We start from the raw sequence: 15,511 nt of genomic DNA, 5'->3' as shown, positions 1-15,511 counted from the left end.
TATCTTCCTGATTTGAAAGAATAATTAAATTGATGAGATAAAAAAGTTGGCGAAAATCAGAAGCTTGGCATACACTTTCCTTGTAAATGACCTTATCTCATTGATTGAATAGGGTAAATGCTTTGGCGCTACTGAAGATGGTAGCAATGTATAACATAGCTTTGAGGAAAGTTTTATGGCACTCACTAAAGCCGATTTGGCTGAGAACCTGTTTGAAACACTCGGATACAGCAAGCGGGATGCCAAGGAAACGGTTGAAGTGTTTTTCGAAGAAGTTCGTAAGGCACTTGAAAATGGCGAACAGGTAAAACTGTCTGGTTTTGGTAACTTTGATCTTCGTGAGAAAAACGAGCGACCTGGTCGTAACCCGAAAACTGGTGAAGACATTCCAATTTCTGCTCGACGTGTTGTTACTTTTAGACCGGGACAAAAACTGAAGGCCCGAGTCGAAAATATTAAAATCGAGAAGTAGCCAAGCAATAGACCACGCCTAGCGTGGTCTTTTTGTATCTACGTCTTATGCATCATTTGCTGACTGTCTTGTCACTAGTTTCTCTTAGTGGTATCACCTGACTCTCTTTTCTTAGCTACCCTTCTCGTTAATCACCCTTCTCGTTAACTACTAATAGTGACATCCCTATATTTTGCTTTCTGACAGTAATGAACTAATGAACTAATGAAAGCAACGCGAGAGCACTAATAAAAAGAAAGGGCTGCGATTATGCAGCCCTTTGTCGTTCTTGTTTATGGTAAGCGTTTATGCCGCTTTAATGTGCGTGGTAATGTACGGTTGCCATGCTTGTTGGTAAAGCTCTAAAGATTGGCGTCTTAGGCTATTGATTTGTGCCGCTTCAATGTCATTGATTGGGCGATGTTCTGCAATTGCGTGACGCTCAATGCCTTGGATGATTTCGTAGAGTTCGTGCTCAGGGCCACTTTTCACATCAGCAATCGCTTTCAAGTGAAGCTGAACCTCTGCAATGATGTTGGTTTTAGGTAAACGAACCAACAAGTTAAGGTCACGGTAGCCAGAATCGGCTGGTGACTTAAACTTGTTTTTCAGCTTAACAACGTCTGCTTCACGGCTTAGCGCTTCGTAAACTTCAACCAAGCTTTCTACATCGTTCGCGATGATAGTTGCACGGGCTAAGTCGGTAATTTTTGTTACATCACCATCAAGCTCAAGGACGATTTTTTCTTCTGCACGAGCTTGAGATTTAACGCCAGCAAATAGCGCTTCAGAATTGGTGAGTAGGGCAGTACTTTTACAGATAGTTTCTAGTTCAGCTTGGCCTTGATGCGCTTTGCTGTACAGAATATCGAAGTCGGTGTAAGGCTGAGTCGGGCGTGAGTCGAAGGCTTTGATGCCGTAAAGGCCGCTCAAACTATGACGGAATACGTTTGATGAAACTTGGTTTTGCGCAGGAGTGCGCGTTTGATCAGTCGAACTTGTTGAAACAGGTGCTGCTGCGAATGCAGGCGCTCGGCTCAATACCAATAGCATTAGGGCCGTCGTACGGAGAAATACACTCATTCAAACTCCAAAATACAAGGTTACAAAAACGGGTAGTTAAAAGGGGTAACCAGTAACGCACAAGAGTAAAAACAGCTTAACTAAACTCACTACATATTAAATGGGGCTAGCTAAGACAGAAACCAACTCTAACGTTTAATATTGCTTTAAAATGTGAAGATATAGACAAATAATCCAACCGTTAGTTCCGCAATTATTAGAACTTTGAACTTAGCCAGTTTCTGATTTCATCGAAACCAATTTGGTACTTTAAACCAAGCTAAGGTTGCTCTTACCTCTCTATACTGTACCCTTGCATTATGACTGTTTAACATGAACGAAAGATGAATAATCCTGAATTTTGGCACAATAAATGGGCAGCCAACCAAATTGGTTTCCACCTCGAAGATGTAAACCCACTTCTGATTAAATTTTGGGAAAAGACTGAGCCTAGCTACGAGAAGAGTGTGTTTGTTCCACTTTGTGGCAAAAGTGAAGATCTGATTTGGCTAGCTTCAAAGCATGAAGATGTTCAAGGTGTCGAGTTAAGTCAGATTGCGGTTCGCGCATTTTTTGCAGAGCACCTTTACACCCCGACTGTGACTCAAATCAGTGGTCAGCACGAGCTGTATCAATTCGATGAACTGAACATCTACACGGGCGATTACTTCTCAGCGCCAATCCAGCCTGTCGATACCATTTACGATCGCGCGTCTTTAGTCGCATTGCCTGAAGAGATGCGCGTGCAATATGTAGAGCGTTTGAAGCAACTGTTAAAGCCAGGCGGCAAAATCTTATTGGTGACATTGGATTACGATCAAAGTGAGATGGCAGGGCCTCCGTTTAGCGTACCTAAGCTAGAGATCGATCAGTTATTTGCAGGTTATAAGATCACTTTGTTGAATCAAGATATCGCAGATGATGAACACCCTAAGATTGCGAAGAAAGGTTTGTCTCGATTCAGTGAAGAAGTGTATTTGATTGAGTCTGACGCTTAAGCGCAGTGAGCTCTCTAGTGAAAAAACCGCTTCAATAAAAAAGATAACACCAACAAAAAGACGGGCTCGATAGCCCGTCTTTTTTATTGTTCATATTTGAACTCGTGATTGTTCAGATGCGAGAACGTAATGGTTCAGATCTGAGTTAGTCGTTACCAATTAGTAGTCTAGTTGTCATTAGCTAGAAAATGGTAATTAACAGTTAGTAAATTACTTTTACTTTAGAAGCACTCTCAATTGCATCTTCAATCGCAGTCTCAGTGCTGTTGCGACGAGTCAGCGCCACACCTAAACGACGGCGACCATCGATATCAGGCTTACCAAACAAGCGAACTTGCGTTTGTGGTGCGTCTAGCGCCTCTGTAAGACCTTCAAAACGAATGTTGGTTGAAGTGCCTTGGCCCAGAATAACCGCTGATGCACATGGACCGTATTGCGTGATGGATTTGATCGGCATACCGGTAAACGCGCGTACGTGCAGTGCGAATTCCGATGAGTCTTGAGACATAAGAGTCACTAAGCCAGTATCGTGTGGGCGAGGGGATACTTCGTTGAAGATAACGTGATCGCCTTTAACAAACAGCTCGACACCAAAGATACCGTGACCACCTAGTGCATTAACCACTTGTTCAGCGGTATATTGCGCTGTTTTAAGTGCGTTGTCTGACATGACTTGTGGCTGCCAAGACTCACGGTAATCACCATCTTCTTGGCGGTGACCGATAGGCGCACAGAAATGCACACCGTCGACTGCGCGAACGGTAAGTAGCGTAATTTCGTAATCAAAGTCGATGAAGCCTTCAACGATTACGCGACCCGCGCCAGTACGACCGCCTTCTTGTGCGTAGTCCCAAGACTTTTGAATGTCTTCCTCTGTTTTGATAACGCTTTGGCCTTTACCTGAAGAGCTCATTACTGGCTTAACAACGCAAGGCATTCCCACGAATTCAATAGCGGCAGCAAAGTCTTCAAAGGTGTCTGCAAAGCGGTAAGGAGAAGTGCTCAGTTTTAGCTCTTCTGCCGCTAGGCGACGGATACCTTCGCGGTTCATCGTTAGCTTGGTCGCATTCGCAGTCGGAACGACATTTAAGCCTTGTGCTTCTAGCTCTACCAACTTGCTGGTGGCAATAGCTTCAATTTCAGGAACCACATAATCTGGCTTTTCTAGTTCAATGATCGCTTGAAGTGCATCGCCGTCTAACATGTCTAATACATGGCTACGATGCGCAACTTGCATCGCGGGTGCGTCTGCATAACGGTCACAAGCAATAACTTCCAAACCTAAACGTTGGCACTCGATAGCAACTTCTTTGCCGAGTTCACCTGAACCTAATAGAAGTACACGAGTAGCATTTTCACGAGTAGCAGTACCAAACATAGAAATTCCTTCCGATCTTTTGAACGATTGATTGAAAACGGGGTGATCATACTTATTTCAATGATAAAAGCAAACGTTTGCGCAAGTTGTTGCGTTAATTACAGGTATAAAAAAAGGAGCCCCGTTAAATAGGGCTGCTTATTTGAATTTTTGTTAATTAGATGTACTTAGATTGCTAAGTAAGTCACTGGAATGTCGGGATTAATCGCTTCTAATGTAGATTGCGTATCCGCTAGGTGACTGATGCTACCTTCGGCGATTTCAACCAAAGCTGCACTTTCAATTTGTTCAAAATCGAAGCCAGCCAGTTTAAGTTGAATTAACGCGACTTGCAGAGGAGGTAGGCTCGGGTTGAACGCTGCGTTTTCAGCGTAAGCACCCGTAAAAATTTCACCTGACGTCAGTTGTAGCGAAACACCACTTAGGTTTTTGGTGTAAGGAGCATGGCTGCGGTTTAGTGCTGCTAGCGCTTCTACAACAATAGGCGTTGTTTCTTCTGACGTGTACTGGTGATCCAGCTTAGTCATTAGGCCAGTAGTAATACCTAAATCAGCAGGGCCGAAAGAGTCAGGTAGGTATTCTTGCAGTGACATTTCATCACGCTGTGGTAATTGAACTTTAAGTTCTTTTGCCGTCGTCAATTCGTTCATGAATTGGCGACAGTGACCACAAGGGCTGAAGTTGATCGTGATATCAGAAAGGCCTTCTTCACCCTTCATCCACGCGTGGCTGATGGCTGATTGTTCAGCATGAACCGTTTGACCAAGTTGCGCACCTGCAATTTCCAAGTTTGCACCGAAGTACAGACGACCAGATAGGCCACGCACGATGGCACCCACATAGAATTCAGATAGCGGCGCGTAAGAATACGCAGCGGCAAAAGGAAGTAGCGCAATACGTAGCTCGTCATCCGCTAAACCACTTGCTTGCAGTAGGCTAGCAAATTGTTCTGGAGACAATGTCGCGTCAAAGTTGTCTGCTAATACGATGTCACTCAAAAGTGCTTTGATTGCTGTTGGAGCACTTTCCAGCGCCAGGGTAATACGACTGTTCATGTTGAATCCTTATTTGACCTTAGGCTTTAATTCTATGCAATGTGTAGGAATTTTCTGTGATGTTGATCACAATTGCATTGTTGTTGTTACATTGGTTTGCATAATTAGAGTGAGGTCACAGATGAAATCGATTGCAAGAGTAAAAACTACCATTGATATCCCATTTATTGGCCTAAACAGGGCGCGATTTGGCTGCTATTGCTAAATAAATGCGAATAAAAAGCCCAAACAGACACTGTAATAAACAGCATTCTGGTTGGGCTGAATCGCGTAGTGATCGTTTAGGTTAAGAATAGAACCAAACCACGAGCGAAAATATACTCGGTGCGATGATTGAGGTAATGACGCCGCAAAGCACAAGAGCCAAAGAACTGAATGCTGCATCTTCCTGATTCTTTTCAGCACAGGTTGCAGTGCCTAAAGCGTGAGATACGGTACCCATGGTTAAACCTCGGGCAATAGGGCTCTTAATACCAATGAGATTGTAGATTGGGTAAGCAAAAATCGCCCCAAACAGACCAACAATCAATACCAGTATTGCCGCAATCGCTGCTTCACCACCTAAATGGCTCGATACTTCCATCGCAATTGGCGTGGTGACTGATTTACCTAATAAACTCGCAATCAAACTTAAGTCTGCTTTAAAAGCCACAGCGATCAATGCTGTCGTTGTCATCGACATTACACTGCCTAGTGTGCAAGCAAAGGTGATGATGCGCCAGTTGGCTCTGATTTGAGGTAGCTGTTCATAAAGCGGATAAGCAAGGGAAACTACCGCGGGCTGCAGCATGTAGGTAATCCAGGTGTTGTCCGCATAGTAAGTCTCAAACGGTACTTTGAAGAACGTGAGTATCGGAATGATGATACCAATGCTGATCAGCAGGGGGTTACACAGCGGTGAGTTTACTTTTTGACTTACCCAGCGAGCAAACAGGAATACCACGATGGTGAGTAGAATCCACATGATCAGTTACCTCTCGAAAGCAAGCGGTCTAAAAACCATGATAAGGACACCAACACCAGCAACGTGCCACCAACGGCGCTGGCCATAATTGGCAATGCGTTCGTGATGAGCATGTCGAAGTGATCCATTAACCCAACACTGATCGGAACAAACAGTAAGATCATTAGGCGGATAATCAAGCTTGCACCGGGTTGTACCCAGTGCGAAGGAACAATACCAATCACCATGGCAGCAAACAGAATCAACATGCCAAAAATACTGCCTGGGATTGAGGTATCCAAAAAATGCTGTAACGCGTTACCTGCTGTAAGTGCACCTATGATTAAGGTGAAGGAGATTAAGCAGTAAACCAGCTGGATCAATCTTTCTTTCAAAGTGTTACGTCTCTTGATAATGGAATTAGCTAGCTAACTTTTCTACGTACTGATAAACCGCCTTCAAGATAGCCATTTTCTTCTCGTCGCTTTCATGTTCGTGCGCGAGGTTTTCAAGGTTGAGCATGTACTCTTCTAAACGGCACTCATAAAACTCACGACAATGGTTTGCCCATTTCAATTGCTCAGCTTCGTCGAGCGTCCATGGGAAGTTACGTGCACGGTAACGGAACAGTAACGGTTTAATACGTTCGTCACTGAAGGTGATATCCAAAGCTGCCAAGTTGTTCGGGTCAGTTTCACGAATGATGTTCATCGCTGTTTTATCAGCAGGTGAAAAGAAACCGTCGTAAAGGTGGGTATCAACATCATCACTCTTTTCGTACTCGCGCTCTTGAGAGTACAGGCCAATGAGTTTTTCGCGGATCTCTGGATGTTCGCGCAGCAGTGCCAAGTTCTTCAAGCATTGTTGGCGATCGATACCGATGGTTTCGGCATTTTCAGCCGTCAGCGTTTTGGCTGGAGCAAGAATAGGGCACTTGTTCAGTTGAACCAATTTGATGGGTACGGGTAGCTCGTCTTCACTCAGTTCACTGCGTTTGGTGTAGAGTCTGTCTCTGAGTTCATCAGCGTCCAGTTCTAGTAGTGGGCTTGGATCTTTAGCTAAATCAACCACGATAACCGCATTTTGATTAGTTGGGTGCCAAGCCATAGGCACAATCCAGCTTGTGTAGTTGCAGTCACGGCCAAACATGCCCGAAACGTGCATCAATGGTGTCATGTTTACGATATCAACTAGGTCATTTAGCTTACGCTTATGACGCATGTTGTAAAGGTAATCGAACATCTTAGGTTGTGCAGCTTTAAGCTTCTTTGCTAACTCGATGGTCGCAATAACATCGGCCATCGCATCGTGCGCGTTCTCGTGTTCAATGCCGTTTGCCACAGATAGGTGTTCCAGTTTGAAACTTGGATAACCTTCTTCGTTCTCTGGCCAAACAATGCCTTCAGGGCGCAGTGCGTGAACAGCGCGCATTACATCTAATAGATCCCAACGTGAGTTGCCGTTCTGCCAGCTCCACGCATATGGGTCAATGAAATTTCGGTAACAGGTGTAACGCGTTACTTCATCATCGAATCGGATACTGTTGTAGCCAAGGCTTGTGGTGTTTGGTCTCGCCAACTCAGCATGGATCTTAGCGATAAACTCTGGCTCAGGGAGACCTTGTGAAGCCGTTTTCTGTGGTGTGATACGGGTGATCAACGCAGCTTCAGGCGCAGGGAGGTAATCAGCAGGAGGTTGGCAATAGATAACCAGAGGCTCTCCAATAACATTGAAATCTTGGTCGGTACGAACACCCGCAAACTGACTCGGACGGTCTTTTGCTGGGCTAACGCCCCACGTTTCGTAATCGAAAAAGAAGTAGGTCGGCTGATTATCTGAACTCATTGAAATTCCTGAACAGCAAGCGCAGAACGTTTACTGTGGCTGAAGGTTAGTTTTGTTCAGTATCTGATAGTATGCGGTACGCGTGCAACCCAGATCACAAATAAATTGTCGGAAAACGGTGCTTTACTATTCAATCGAGTCGGTGGGGATGTCTTTGAATCCAGTTGAGGCGGTATCTTAGTTAAGACAATCTGTCTATCGTCCGTTTAATCCGATGGGGGTGAGAGTATCAACTGGACTTTCTGTTTAATGGTTAGCTCTCGGTTTCTCAAATCTTTGAATATAGCCTTCCATTCTTGAAAGGTGACGATTATAGGGTTAAAACTGTTTACGGGTTTAGTGACGCCGTAACGCACGGTTTCAATTTCAGGCTCGAACGTACCAAACAATTTATCCCAAATGATTAAAACGCCGGCGTAGTTCTTATCTATGTATTGCGGGTTTTTGCCGTGATGCACTCGATGATGTGAAGGGGTGTTGAAGATGTATTCCAGTGGCCCCAAGCTTCGTATCCATTGTGTATGGACGAAGAACTGCAAACCTAGGTTGAGAAGGACCACAAAGATCACCCATTTAGGGTCGAAACCTATGATGACCAGCGGCACCCAGAACAGCCACATCCCAGCAAGTGGATACATAAAACTCTGACGGAAAGCCGTACTGAAGTTCATGCTTTCTGAACTGTGGTGCGCGACGTGCGCGGCCCACATCCAGCGAACACGATGGCTTGCTCTATGGAACCAGTAATAGCAAAAGTCTTGTAATACCATCAATACAACAAAACTCAGTACGCCCATTTCAACGTCCATTAAGCGCCAACCAAACAGCCAAAGATACAACTGCACGACCAATAACCCGGTGAGCAAATCCGAGAGTTGATGCATTCCCGCAAGCGTGAAGTTACACATCACTTCTGAAAGTTTATAGCTGGAGTTATCTGGCAGTCGACCTTGCTTCTGACCGATAAAATACTCAGCCGCCATGCACACCATGAATAAGGGCGCTAATACCAGCAGTAGCCATTCTGGGTGATTGATTAATGCGTCGATATTCATGTTTTATCCTTGTTGAGACGTCATACGCGTTCTTAGTATCAAGTTTACTTAGACTTGCTCGCCTGAGATTCAATCAGCAGAATTACGCTACCAGCGAGCGAAGTGATCTTCTGTTAGGCCAAGAACACCATCGAGTTGATGTGTCACTCCATTGTTGTCTTCAATCGAGCCAGAAAAGTGACCAATGAACTGACGAAAGTTACTCTTTAACAGCCATGAATTGAGCTTTTCGCTGCGGTTATTTAAGGGCGTAAAGGTCAGGTTTATACGTCCATCTTGTGATGTTATCTGCCAAGGCAAGTTCGTGTCTTGGCGACTGAACGTAAACTGTACCGGGTTAAGCAAGTGTCTGGTTCCATTGACCCATAACACGTTTTCGCAGCCTCCGGTTTCATTCACGCCCGCCGCGAGGTTTAGGCCAATATCTGTGCCATTGGATTGCGTGTTGATGCTTGCCCAGCGCCAACTGGTTTCACGTCTCATGTAACCCGCTGAAAAGTCATAACCAGCACGAGCTTGTTCGAGAACGAGTGATTCTCCCTTGATTTGGATGTCACCGCTGATGCGCAAAGCATTGTGCTTTTGGGTGTAAGTCCAACCTGAATAACCCGTTGGGCTGCACATCGCCAAGGGCAAGCTGTCGGCTTTAGGCTCTAAAGCGATGTCGGCCTTGATGAGTTTGGTATTCAAGCGAACTCGCCATTGTCCGGCTTCGATATCGAAAGTAATGCTTTGGCCAGCAATACTTGTCTTTCCTTCAAATGGTGAAGGCGTTACTTGCTTATCAAACCCTAATGGCCTCAACCAAGATGACTCTTCTAGATGGCTGTTTTCTATGTCGTACAGATAACAAAACGCTGAGCCTAAGTAGCGAATATCCGCGATCGCGACGCCGATAATGTGTGTGTCGGTGACGATGCTGACAAACTGGAATTGCTTAAAGTGGAAGTGCTTCTGCCAAGAGTTTGCTTTTGCATCCATCGAGTTTCGGTAGTCAAAGTTCTCGATGTTCAGGTGCTTGGGGATGCCATCGAAATGTCCAATGATCGGCTGACCATTAGAATCAATCAAACTGTGTGGAGCAGGATTCGTTTTTATCATTGCGATAGTTCACATAAATTTAACAACTAAAGCCATTGTGCGATGAGTAGCGTAGAATTGGGAGGTCATATTCGGACAAGAGCGCGTTACCAATCACGATTTTGTCAGTAGTGTTGTTGAAGCTGAGTAGTCATGTTGATGGGAATGGGCTCGATATAAGGAGAGACTATTGAAGATTATCGCGGAGTATAAGCCAACCGGACATCGGCATCAGTTGGGGACATTAGATATCGCGCTGCTGTTGAATACGTTAGAGCAACGAGGTATCGATATTGAAAGGTTACTCAATTATGTCGGTTTGCCGAACATGGATTGGCGAGACCCGAATGGAAAGTTGACTTACGCTGATAAACTTGCGTTATTTAGCGTGGCGAATCAGAGCTTTCCTCACGATGGCTTAGGGCTTTGGCTGGGGGAACACGCTAGCTTGAGCCACTTTGGTGTGTTGGGTTATGCGCTATCGACCAGTCAAAATGTCGGGGAGGCCATCAAGTCGGGCTTTAAATATCTGCGCCTGAACGGTCCTATCTTCTCGGTTAAATTGTTTCTAGATTCCGAGCAAGCAGTGATTCAGATTGAGAACACCTTGGAAGTGGGCGATCTGCTTCCTTTCTGCAGTGAATATTTCTTGAGTTCAATCGTCTCTTTGTTCAAAGAACTGACTGGTCATGAGTTGGATATTCATACTTTGGCTTTGCCTTACGCTCGTCCCAATTACACCAAGCTTTATGACAACCGCTTCCAGTGCCCGGTGATTTTTGAGCAAAACCATTGTGAACTGCGTTTTGATGCCTCGGTTTTATCACAAACCTTATTGACTCATGATGCCGCGACACTGAAGCGCTATCTTGCGTCTTGCCAGTCGATAGTCGAAACGCTGGACTCTGAGCACCTGCTGACTAACCAAATCAAAACGATCTTTTATCAAACCGCAGGCAGTTTCCCGAATATAGAGCAACTCGCGGATGAGTTTGGGTGTAGCTCTCGTACGCTCAGGAGAGAGCTAGTGACCCATGATTCCAGTTATCATATATTGCTTACCGAAGTTAGAGTGGAACTGGCCAAAGAGCTGTTACTCGGCACAACCATGAGTATCGATGACATCGGTGAAAGGCTCGGTTATAGCGACCCGGCAAATTTCAGACGAGCATTCAAAAGCTGGCTAAATAAAACACCGGCACAGTTTCGTGGCAGATTGAGTGCTTCTGGGTAATTGGCTCGATGTGCGTATAAACGGTATTTCGTGGAAAAGTGGAGGTTCTGAGCAACAAGAAGGGAATATGGCGACAGCTTAGATCTATCAGCACAAATTTTGCGATTGTTCTGTAATTTACTCTTGTTCAGTAAACAGAAACCTCAAAAACAGGTATGATAGTGCCGTTTTTAATCCTGAACTGGGAAAGTCATGGCAAAGTTAACACTCCAAGAGCAGATGCTTAAAGCTGGCTTGGTAAATGAGAAAAAATTAAAGAAGGCGAAGAAAGGCTCTAAAAAGTCTCGCGTTCAGTCTCGTGAAGCAAAAGCGGCAGCAGAAGAAACTAAACTGGCGCAGCAAGCGAAAGACAAAGAGTTAAACCAACAGTTGAAAGAACAGCAGTTGAGCAAAGAAATTAAAGCTCAAGTGAAGCAACTGATTGAGATGAACAAGATAGAACAGAAGAATGGTGAGATCAAATACAACTTCACCGATGGTACGCTAGTTAAATACCTTTACGTAGAAGATCTGACTCAAAAGCAACTAAGTAAAGGTATTCTAAGTATCGCGCGTCAAGGCGAAAGCTATGTTGTTATTCCTACTGCGGTAGCGAACAAGATCGCGATGCGTGACGAAGAATCTATTGTTGATACTCAAGCTTCAAGCTCTGATGAAGTAGATGAAGATGACCCGTACAAAGACTTCGTTATCCCAGATGACCTAATGTGGTAATTGCCCGTTAGTATTGAGTAGAAGCACGAATTAAAAATGCAGCTGACAATCCTTCGATTGTGGCTGCATTTTTTGTTTATGAGCTGTGAATCTTCTAGATACTAAATGACCACTAGCCAAATAGCCAAATAGCCAAATAGCCAAATAGCTAAATAGCTAAATAACTAAATAACTAACTAGTTAGATCATGGTTGAAGCGATCAGGCGTCACCGGGCTTCTCACGTTTGCTGTTCCAACCCATAAAGTTGTAAAGGTTGTAACGAGCAAAACCCAATTGTTCATGCAATGCAAAGTCTGTAACTGCGAAGTTGTACCATAATGGTAACCATGAAATTTGAGCAGCCATGTAGTCGGCTCGTACTGGGACGACGTTTAATCCAAAATGATTAAAGTAGAGTTCACTACGACGAATATGTAGGCCTGATGAAACAAGAACAATGTTGTCGAACTGGTGATGCTTCATTAGGTCACTGGTGAGCTGCGCGTTTTTCCAAGTGTTGACGCTATTCGATTCTTGAATGATATCGGCTAGTGGAACGCCGAGTCTAAGCAACTGCTGTTGATAAACTTCCGCTTCGGTTACACCATTATTTTGTGCATCTCCACCACTAACAATCACTTTGCATATGGTTTGAGCCTTCGCACAGTTTTTATATTGGCTTGCCGTTTCATTGATGCGACCGAACGAGAAAAAGGTCGGCTCAAATTCTTGTGTACTTGCGATGAGTTGAGTACCAGCACCAAGCAAGACAATGGCATTGTGAGAGGTCCACTGAATGTCAGGTTTGCGCTCATAATTGGCTTGCAGGTCGTTTAGTAGATAGCGAGGGATTAAACCCGAACCAATCAATATAAATAAAGAGAGAAGAAGAAGTTTGATAAAACTAGAGGTTTTTCGCCACTGAAATAAACGTGTAACGCCAACGAAGACTAGAAGTAATAATATAATAAAGCTCATGAGGATCCTGTTATCGAACGGGTGCCAGAATGATGTGACATATTGAAGCGGTGCATCATATATCAGTTTGGCTGATGTTTCATGGCTAACTTATTGTACTATTGAACAAATATAGAGTTTTGCGTTATAGAATGTGGATGGTCGTAAAGTAATAAACAAAACTAATAAGCAATAAAAAACCGACGCATGTGCATCGGTTTTTGTTTAACGAGACTCAAGTTATTGGATCAATCGAACCCATTAAGCGTTCGCTTGTTCCAAATCTTGCTGTTTGTCCTTTTTAGCCAATAGGCGGCTTGTGATTGTACCAGCTGTCATTGCACCAGATACGTTAAGCGCAGTACGTGCCATATCGATAAGTGGTTCGATAGAGATAAGCAGTGCTGCGATAGTCACAGGTAGACCCATCGCGGGTAGTACGATAAGTGCCGCGAAAGTTGCACCGCCACCCACACCCGCGATACCGAATGAGCTCACCGTAATAATAGCAATGAGAGACAGAATGAAGTTGATGTCCATTGGGTCGATACCAACCGTAGGCGCAACCATAACTGCAAGCATTGCAGGGTAAATACCCGCACAACCATTTTGACCTATTGTTGCACCGAAAGACGCAGACAGGTTAGCAATCGCTGGTGGCACGTTTAACTTAGTGATTTGAGCTTCAACGTTCAGGGGAATAGTTGCTGCAGAGCTACGAGACGTGAAAGCGAACGTCAGTACTGGCCAGATCTTTTGGAAGTACTCTTTCGGGTTGACACCAACAAAAGAAACCAACACACCGTGAACGACGAACATCAGGATAATAGCGACGTAAGAAGCAACGATGAAGCCCAATAGGCTTAGGATGTCAGAAGCACTTGACGTTGCGACTACCTTCGCCATTAATGCTGCGATGCCGTATGGCGTTAGTGCCATGATCATCTTAACTAAGCGCATAACGATAGATTGAGCCGCTTCAACGAACGTACGGATTGGAGATTCTAATTCTTCTTTCTCTGCCATCACCTTACGAGCAGCAATACCCGTTAGCACGCCAAAGATAACTACCGCGATGATAGAAGTAGAGCGAGCCCCTGTTAGGTCTGCAAATGGGTTAGTCGGAATAAAGCTAACCAGCATTTGTGGAATCGTTAGATCTGAAACGCTGCCGATGCGGCTTTCTAGTGTTGCGATACGTGCTGTTTCACGAGCGCCTTCAGTTAAACCTTCAGCCGACAAGCCGAATGCTTGTGTTACAACAATACCAACAATCGCAGAAATTGCCGTTGTTGCTAGCAACACAGAAATGGTGATGCCGGAAATCTTACCTAGTGAGCCGCCTTTCTCAAGCTTCACTACTGCCGCAATCATTGAAACTAACACTAATGGCATGATGACCATTTTTAGTAGGCCAACGTAACCACGACCCACAATGTTTACCCAGTCGAGCGTCTCTTTGATAATAGGATTGCCTTCACCAAATAGCAGTTGAAGACCAAGGCCAAAAGCACTACCGAAAACTAAACCGAGTAAAACGAGGCGAGAAAGTGTGTTTTCTTTTTTCTGCTGTCCGTAGAGAAAAAAGAGGATACCAGTGAATACCGCTAAGGCAGCGATAGCTGAAAATGACATTGTTTTTCCTTATGAATAACCATGAATCGATAGGGCGCTTAGATATATGGGCGCAAATACTGTTAGCTAAAATAGCGACCTGTAACAAAACGTAAAATAAGGAAAAGTAATTTATTAGAACGATTAGTAATATCCACCCAATGGGTTGGATGGATATTCAACATTGTGGTGAATAGATAGACGTTTTAATGATATTTCGCTAATAAATTAAGCATGTCAGTCGAGGTGTAGATTTCGATACTTTGGAAATTATTTTCGAACAATCGGAATAATATTGCTTTCGCTACATCTTCCGATTGGATAGGGCGTAGGTTTTTGAATTTTCCAAACATTAACGGAGATATTAAAGGGAAGACTCTTTGTAGGAGCTTTTCATCAGTTCTGGGTTCGGCACGTTCACCCACCAGCGGGCCTGGACGAGCGATGAAGAGCTGCTTGAAGCCAATACGTTTTAGGTTTTGCTCCATTTGTCCCTTACAGCGCAGATAGTGTGAATAGGAGTCTGGCGAAGCGCCATAGCTAGAAACGACTGCGACACGTTGAACTCCAAGGAATTTCATCGACTGTGCCACTTGGCTAATCAGTTCTACATCGATCTTTCGCAGCGCTTCTTTTGAACCTGCTTTTTTCTTGGTTGTGCCTAAGCAGATAATGCCTAAGTTGGGCGTCGCTTTGGTGTCGTCCCAACTCGTTACTTGTAGATCGTTGTGGATGAGTGTATCGAGTTTGTTGGAGTGAAATTCTTCACCTAATGCTCTTCGTGACAAAGCATAGATGTGTTCTACAGCGGGCTCGTTAATGAGCAGTCTTAGGACATGATGACCAATTAGCCCTGTCGCACCAGCTATAACAACCGATGTTTTATCTCCATTAATACTCATTCTATTCCTTACTCGCTCTACAAGTGCTTGTTTAATATAAACAGTGTTTGAATTTTAAGCGAACAAAAGTTTCATTAATGAGCGTTAGGAAGATGGGGTTTGATGATGGGCTTTTATACGGAAGGTATGTGCTTGGCTACGTAAACCTCTATTAAAGTGTTAAAGATAACAAAGCCCGCTGGGCGACGTAACACTGATCATTTAAGCATTTTCCTGATCAGTTGAACGATCCTACAGATGGT

15 protein-coding genes are annotated in these 15,511 nt (G+C 44.3%); 4 read left to right on the top strand and 11 right to left on the bottom strand.

Annotation, left to right across the window (positions count from 1 at the left end; genetic code table 11):
• The first annotated feature begins 175 nt into the window (after nucleotides 1-175).
• Nucleotides 176-472, top strand: coding sequence for an integration host factor subunit alpha (gene ihfA, locus ACED42_RS09785; protein ID WP_004734853.1), 297 nt, complete (start codon nucleotides 176-178; stop codon nucleotides 470-472).
• Between the two features lie 285 nt (nucleotides 473-757).
• Here ihfA and ACED42_RS09780 read toward each other — a convergent pair whose 3' ends face one another.
• Nucleotides 758-1,534: a phosphoribosylglycinamide formyltransferase gene (locus tag ACED42_RS09780; protein ID WP_371702371.1), complete on the bottom strand. Its 777-nt coding sequence runs from the start codon at nucleotides 1,532-1,534 to the stop codon at nucleotides 758-760.
• 323 nt (nucleotides 1,535-1,857) lie between these two features.
• Between ACED42_RS09780 and ACED42_RS09775 the strand changes: the two genes are divergently transcribed.
• A complete protein-coding gene (locus tag ACED42_RS09775) occupies nucleotides 1,858-2,511 on the top strand; it encodes a thiopurine S-methyltransferase (protein ID WP_009846951.1) in 654 nt (217 codons plus the stop codon).
• 202 nt (nucleotides 2,512-2,713) lie between these two features.
• Here ACED42_RS09775 and purT read toward each other — a convergent pair whose 3' ends face one another.
• The 7 genes from purT to ACED42_RS09740 form a co-directional block, all read right to left on the bottom strand.
• Nucleotides 2,714-3,889 carry a formate-dependent phosphoribosylglycinamide formyltransferase gene (gene purT / locus ACED42_RS09770; protein WP_102258542.1) on the bottom strand — a complete coding sequence of 392 codons (1,176 nt, stop codon included), beginning with the start codon at nucleotides 3,887-3,889 and terminating at the stop codon, nucleotides 2,714-2,716.
• A gap of 167 nt (nucleotides 3,890-4,056) precedes the next feature.
• Entirely contained in the window at nucleotides 4,057-4,944 is an 888-nt protein-coding gene (gene cdd / locus ACED42_RS09765; protein ID WP_371702368.1) for a cytidine deaminase, read from the bottom strand.
• Between the two features lie 286 nt (nucleotides 4,945-5,230).
• Nucleotides 5,231-5,908 carry an LrgB family protein gene (locus tag ACED42_RS09760; RefSeq protein ID WP_371702366.1) on the bottom strand — a complete coding sequence of 226 codons (678 nt, stop codon included), beginning with the start codon at nucleotides 5,906-5,908 and terminating at the stop codon, nucleotides 5,231-5,233.
• Between the two features lie 2 nt (nucleotides 5,909-5,910).
• Nucleotides 5,911-6,282 (bottom strand): CidA/LrgA family protein, encoded by a 372-nt coding sequence (locus ACED42_RS09755; RefSeq protein WP_371702364.1) that lies wholly within the window; start codon nucleotides 6,280-6,282, stop codon nucleotides 5,911-5,913.
• A 25-nt stretch (nucleotides 6,283-6,307) separates the two neighbouring features.
• Nucleotides 6,308-7,732, bottom strand: a complete 1,425-nt coding sequence (gene sbcB, locus ACED42_RS09750) for an exodeoxyribonuclease I (protein ID WP_371702362.1) — start codon at nucleotides 7,730-7,732, stop codon at nucleotides 6,308-6,310.
• 206 nt (nucleotides 7,733-7,938) lie between these two features.
• Nucleotides 7,939-8,787 carry a sterol desaturase family protein gene (locus ACED42_RS09745; protein ID WP_012604139.1) on the bottom strand — a complete coding sequence of 283 codons (849 nt, stop codon included), beginning with the start codon at nucleotides 8,785-8,787 and terminating at the stop codon, nucleotides 7,939-7,941.
• An 87-nt stretch (nucleotides 8,788-8,874) separates the two neighbouring features.
• Complete coding sequence (locus tag ACED42_RS09740) at nucleotides 8,875-9,888, bottom strand: DUF2804 domain-containing protein (RefSeq protein WP_371702360.1); 1,014 nt, start codon at nucleotides 9,886-9,888, stop codon at nucleotides 8,875-8,877.
• Between the two features lie 169 nt (nucleotides 9,889-10,057).
• Between ACED42_RS09740 and ACED42_RS09735 the strand changes: the two genes are divergently transcribed.
• Nucleotides 10,058-11,101, top strand: a complete 1,044-nt coding sequence (locus ACED42_RS09735) for an AraC family transcriptional regulator (RefSeq protein WP_371702358.1) — start codon at nucleotides 10,058-10,060, stop codon at nucleotides 11,099-11,101.
• 192 nt (nucleotides 11,102-11,293) lie between these two features.
• A complete protein-coding gene (locus ACED42_RS09730; protein WP_004734880.1) occupies nucleotides 11,294-11,815 on the top strand; it encodes a DUF2058 domain-containing protein in 522 nt (173 codons plus the stop codon).
• A gap of 200 nt (nucleotides 11,816-12,015) precedes the next feature.
• On the opposite strand, the gene ACED42_RS09725 is transcribed toward ACED42_RS09730, so the two are convergent.
• The 3 genes from ACED42_RS09725 to ACED42_RS09715 form a co-directional block, all read right to left on the bottom strand.
• The gene (locus ACED42_RS09725; RefSeq protein ID WP_371702356.1) at nucleotides 12,016-12,774 is read right to left on the bottom strand and encodes a YdcF family protein; all 759 of its coding nucleotides are present in this window, start codon (nucleotides 12,772-12,774) and stop codon (nucleotides 12,016-12,018) included.
• A gap of 240 nt (nucleotides 12,775-13,014) precedes the next feature.
• A complete protein-coding gene (locus tag ACED42_RS09720) occupies nucleotides 13,015-14,388 on the bottom strand; it encodes an L-cystine transporter (RefSeq protein WP_009846939.1) in 1,374 nt (457 codons plus the stop codon).
• A gap of 185 nt (nucleotides 14,389-14,573) precedes the next feature.
• Nucleotides 14,574-15,269 carry an NAD-dependent epimerase/dehydratase family protein gene (locus ACED42_RS09715; protein ID WP_269336341.1) on the bottom strand — a complete coding sequence of 232 codons (696 nt, stop codon included), beginning with the start codon at nucleotides 15,267-15,269 and terminating at the stop codon, nucleotides 14,574-14,576.
• Nucleotides 15,270-15,511 lie beyond the last annotated feature (242 nt).

The sequence above is a fragment of the Vibrio sp. FF145 genome (genome assembly GCF_041439075.1).
Lineage (GTDB): Bacteria > Pseudomonadota > Gammaproteobacteria > Enterobacterales > Vibrionaceae > Vibrio > Vibrio tasmaniensis_A.
The sequence above is the reverse complement of the archived record's forward strand: the minus strand, read 5'-3'. Positions and strand labels throughout refer to the sequence as shown.

What these genes read in the sequence shown, in the direction of transcription:
- ihfA (WP_004734853.1), top strand. Translation starts at nt 176, where the DNA reads ATGGCACTCACTAAAGCCGATTTGGCTGAGAACCTGTTTGAAACACTC.
- ACED42_RS09780 (WP_371702371.1), bottom strand. Translation starts at nt 1,534, where the DNA reads ATGAGTGTATTTCTCCGTACGACGGCCCTAATGCTATTGGTATTGAGC.
- ACED42_RS09775 (WP_009846951.1), top strand. Translation starts at nt 1,858, where the DNA reads ATGAATAATCCTGAATTTTGGCACAATAAATGGGCAGCCAACCAAATT.
- purT (WP_102258542.1), bottom strand. Translation starts at nt 3,889, where the DNA reads ATGTTTGGTACTGCTACTCGTGAAAATGCTACTCGTGTACTTCTATTA.
- cdd (WP_371702368.1), bottom strand. Translation starts at nt 4,944, where the DNA reads ATGAACAGTCGTATTACCCTGGCGCTGGAAAGTGCTCCAACAGCAATC.
- ACED42_RS09760 (WP_371702366.1), bottom strand. Translation starts at nt 5,908, where the DNA reads ATGTGGATTCTACTCACCATCGTGGTATTCCTGTTTGCTCGCTGGGTA.
- sbcB (WP_371702362.1), bottom strand. Translation starts at nt 7,732, where the DNA reads ATGAGTTCAGATAATCAGCCGACCTACTTCTTTTTCGATTACGAAACG.
- ACED42_RS09745 (WP_012604139.1), bottom strand. Translation starts at nt 8,787, where the DNA reads ATGAATATCGACGCATTAATCAATCACCCAGAATGGCTACTGCTGGTA.
- ACED42_RS09740 (WP_371702360.1), bottom strand. Translation starts at nt 9,888, where the DNA reads ATGATAAAAACGAATCCTGCTCCACACAGTTTGATTGATTCTAATGGT.
- ACED42_RS09730 (WP_004734880.1), top strand. Translation starts at nt 11,294, where the DNA reads ATGGCAAAGTTAACACTCCAAGAGCAGATGCTTAAAGCTGGCTTGGTA.
- ACED42_RS09725 (WP_371702356.1), bottom strand. Translation starts at nt 12,774, where the DNA reads ATGAGCTTTATTATATTATTACTTCTAGTCTTCGTTGGCGTTACACGT.
- ACED42_RS09720 (WP_009846939.1), bottom strand. Translation starts at nt 14,388, where the DNA reads ATGTCATTTTCAGCTATCGCTGCCTTAGCGGTATTCACTGGTATCCTC.
- ACED42_RS09715 (WP_269336341.1), bottom strand. Translation starts at nt 15,269, where the DNA reads ATGAGTATTAATGGAGATAAAACATCGGTTGTTATAGCTGGTGCGACA.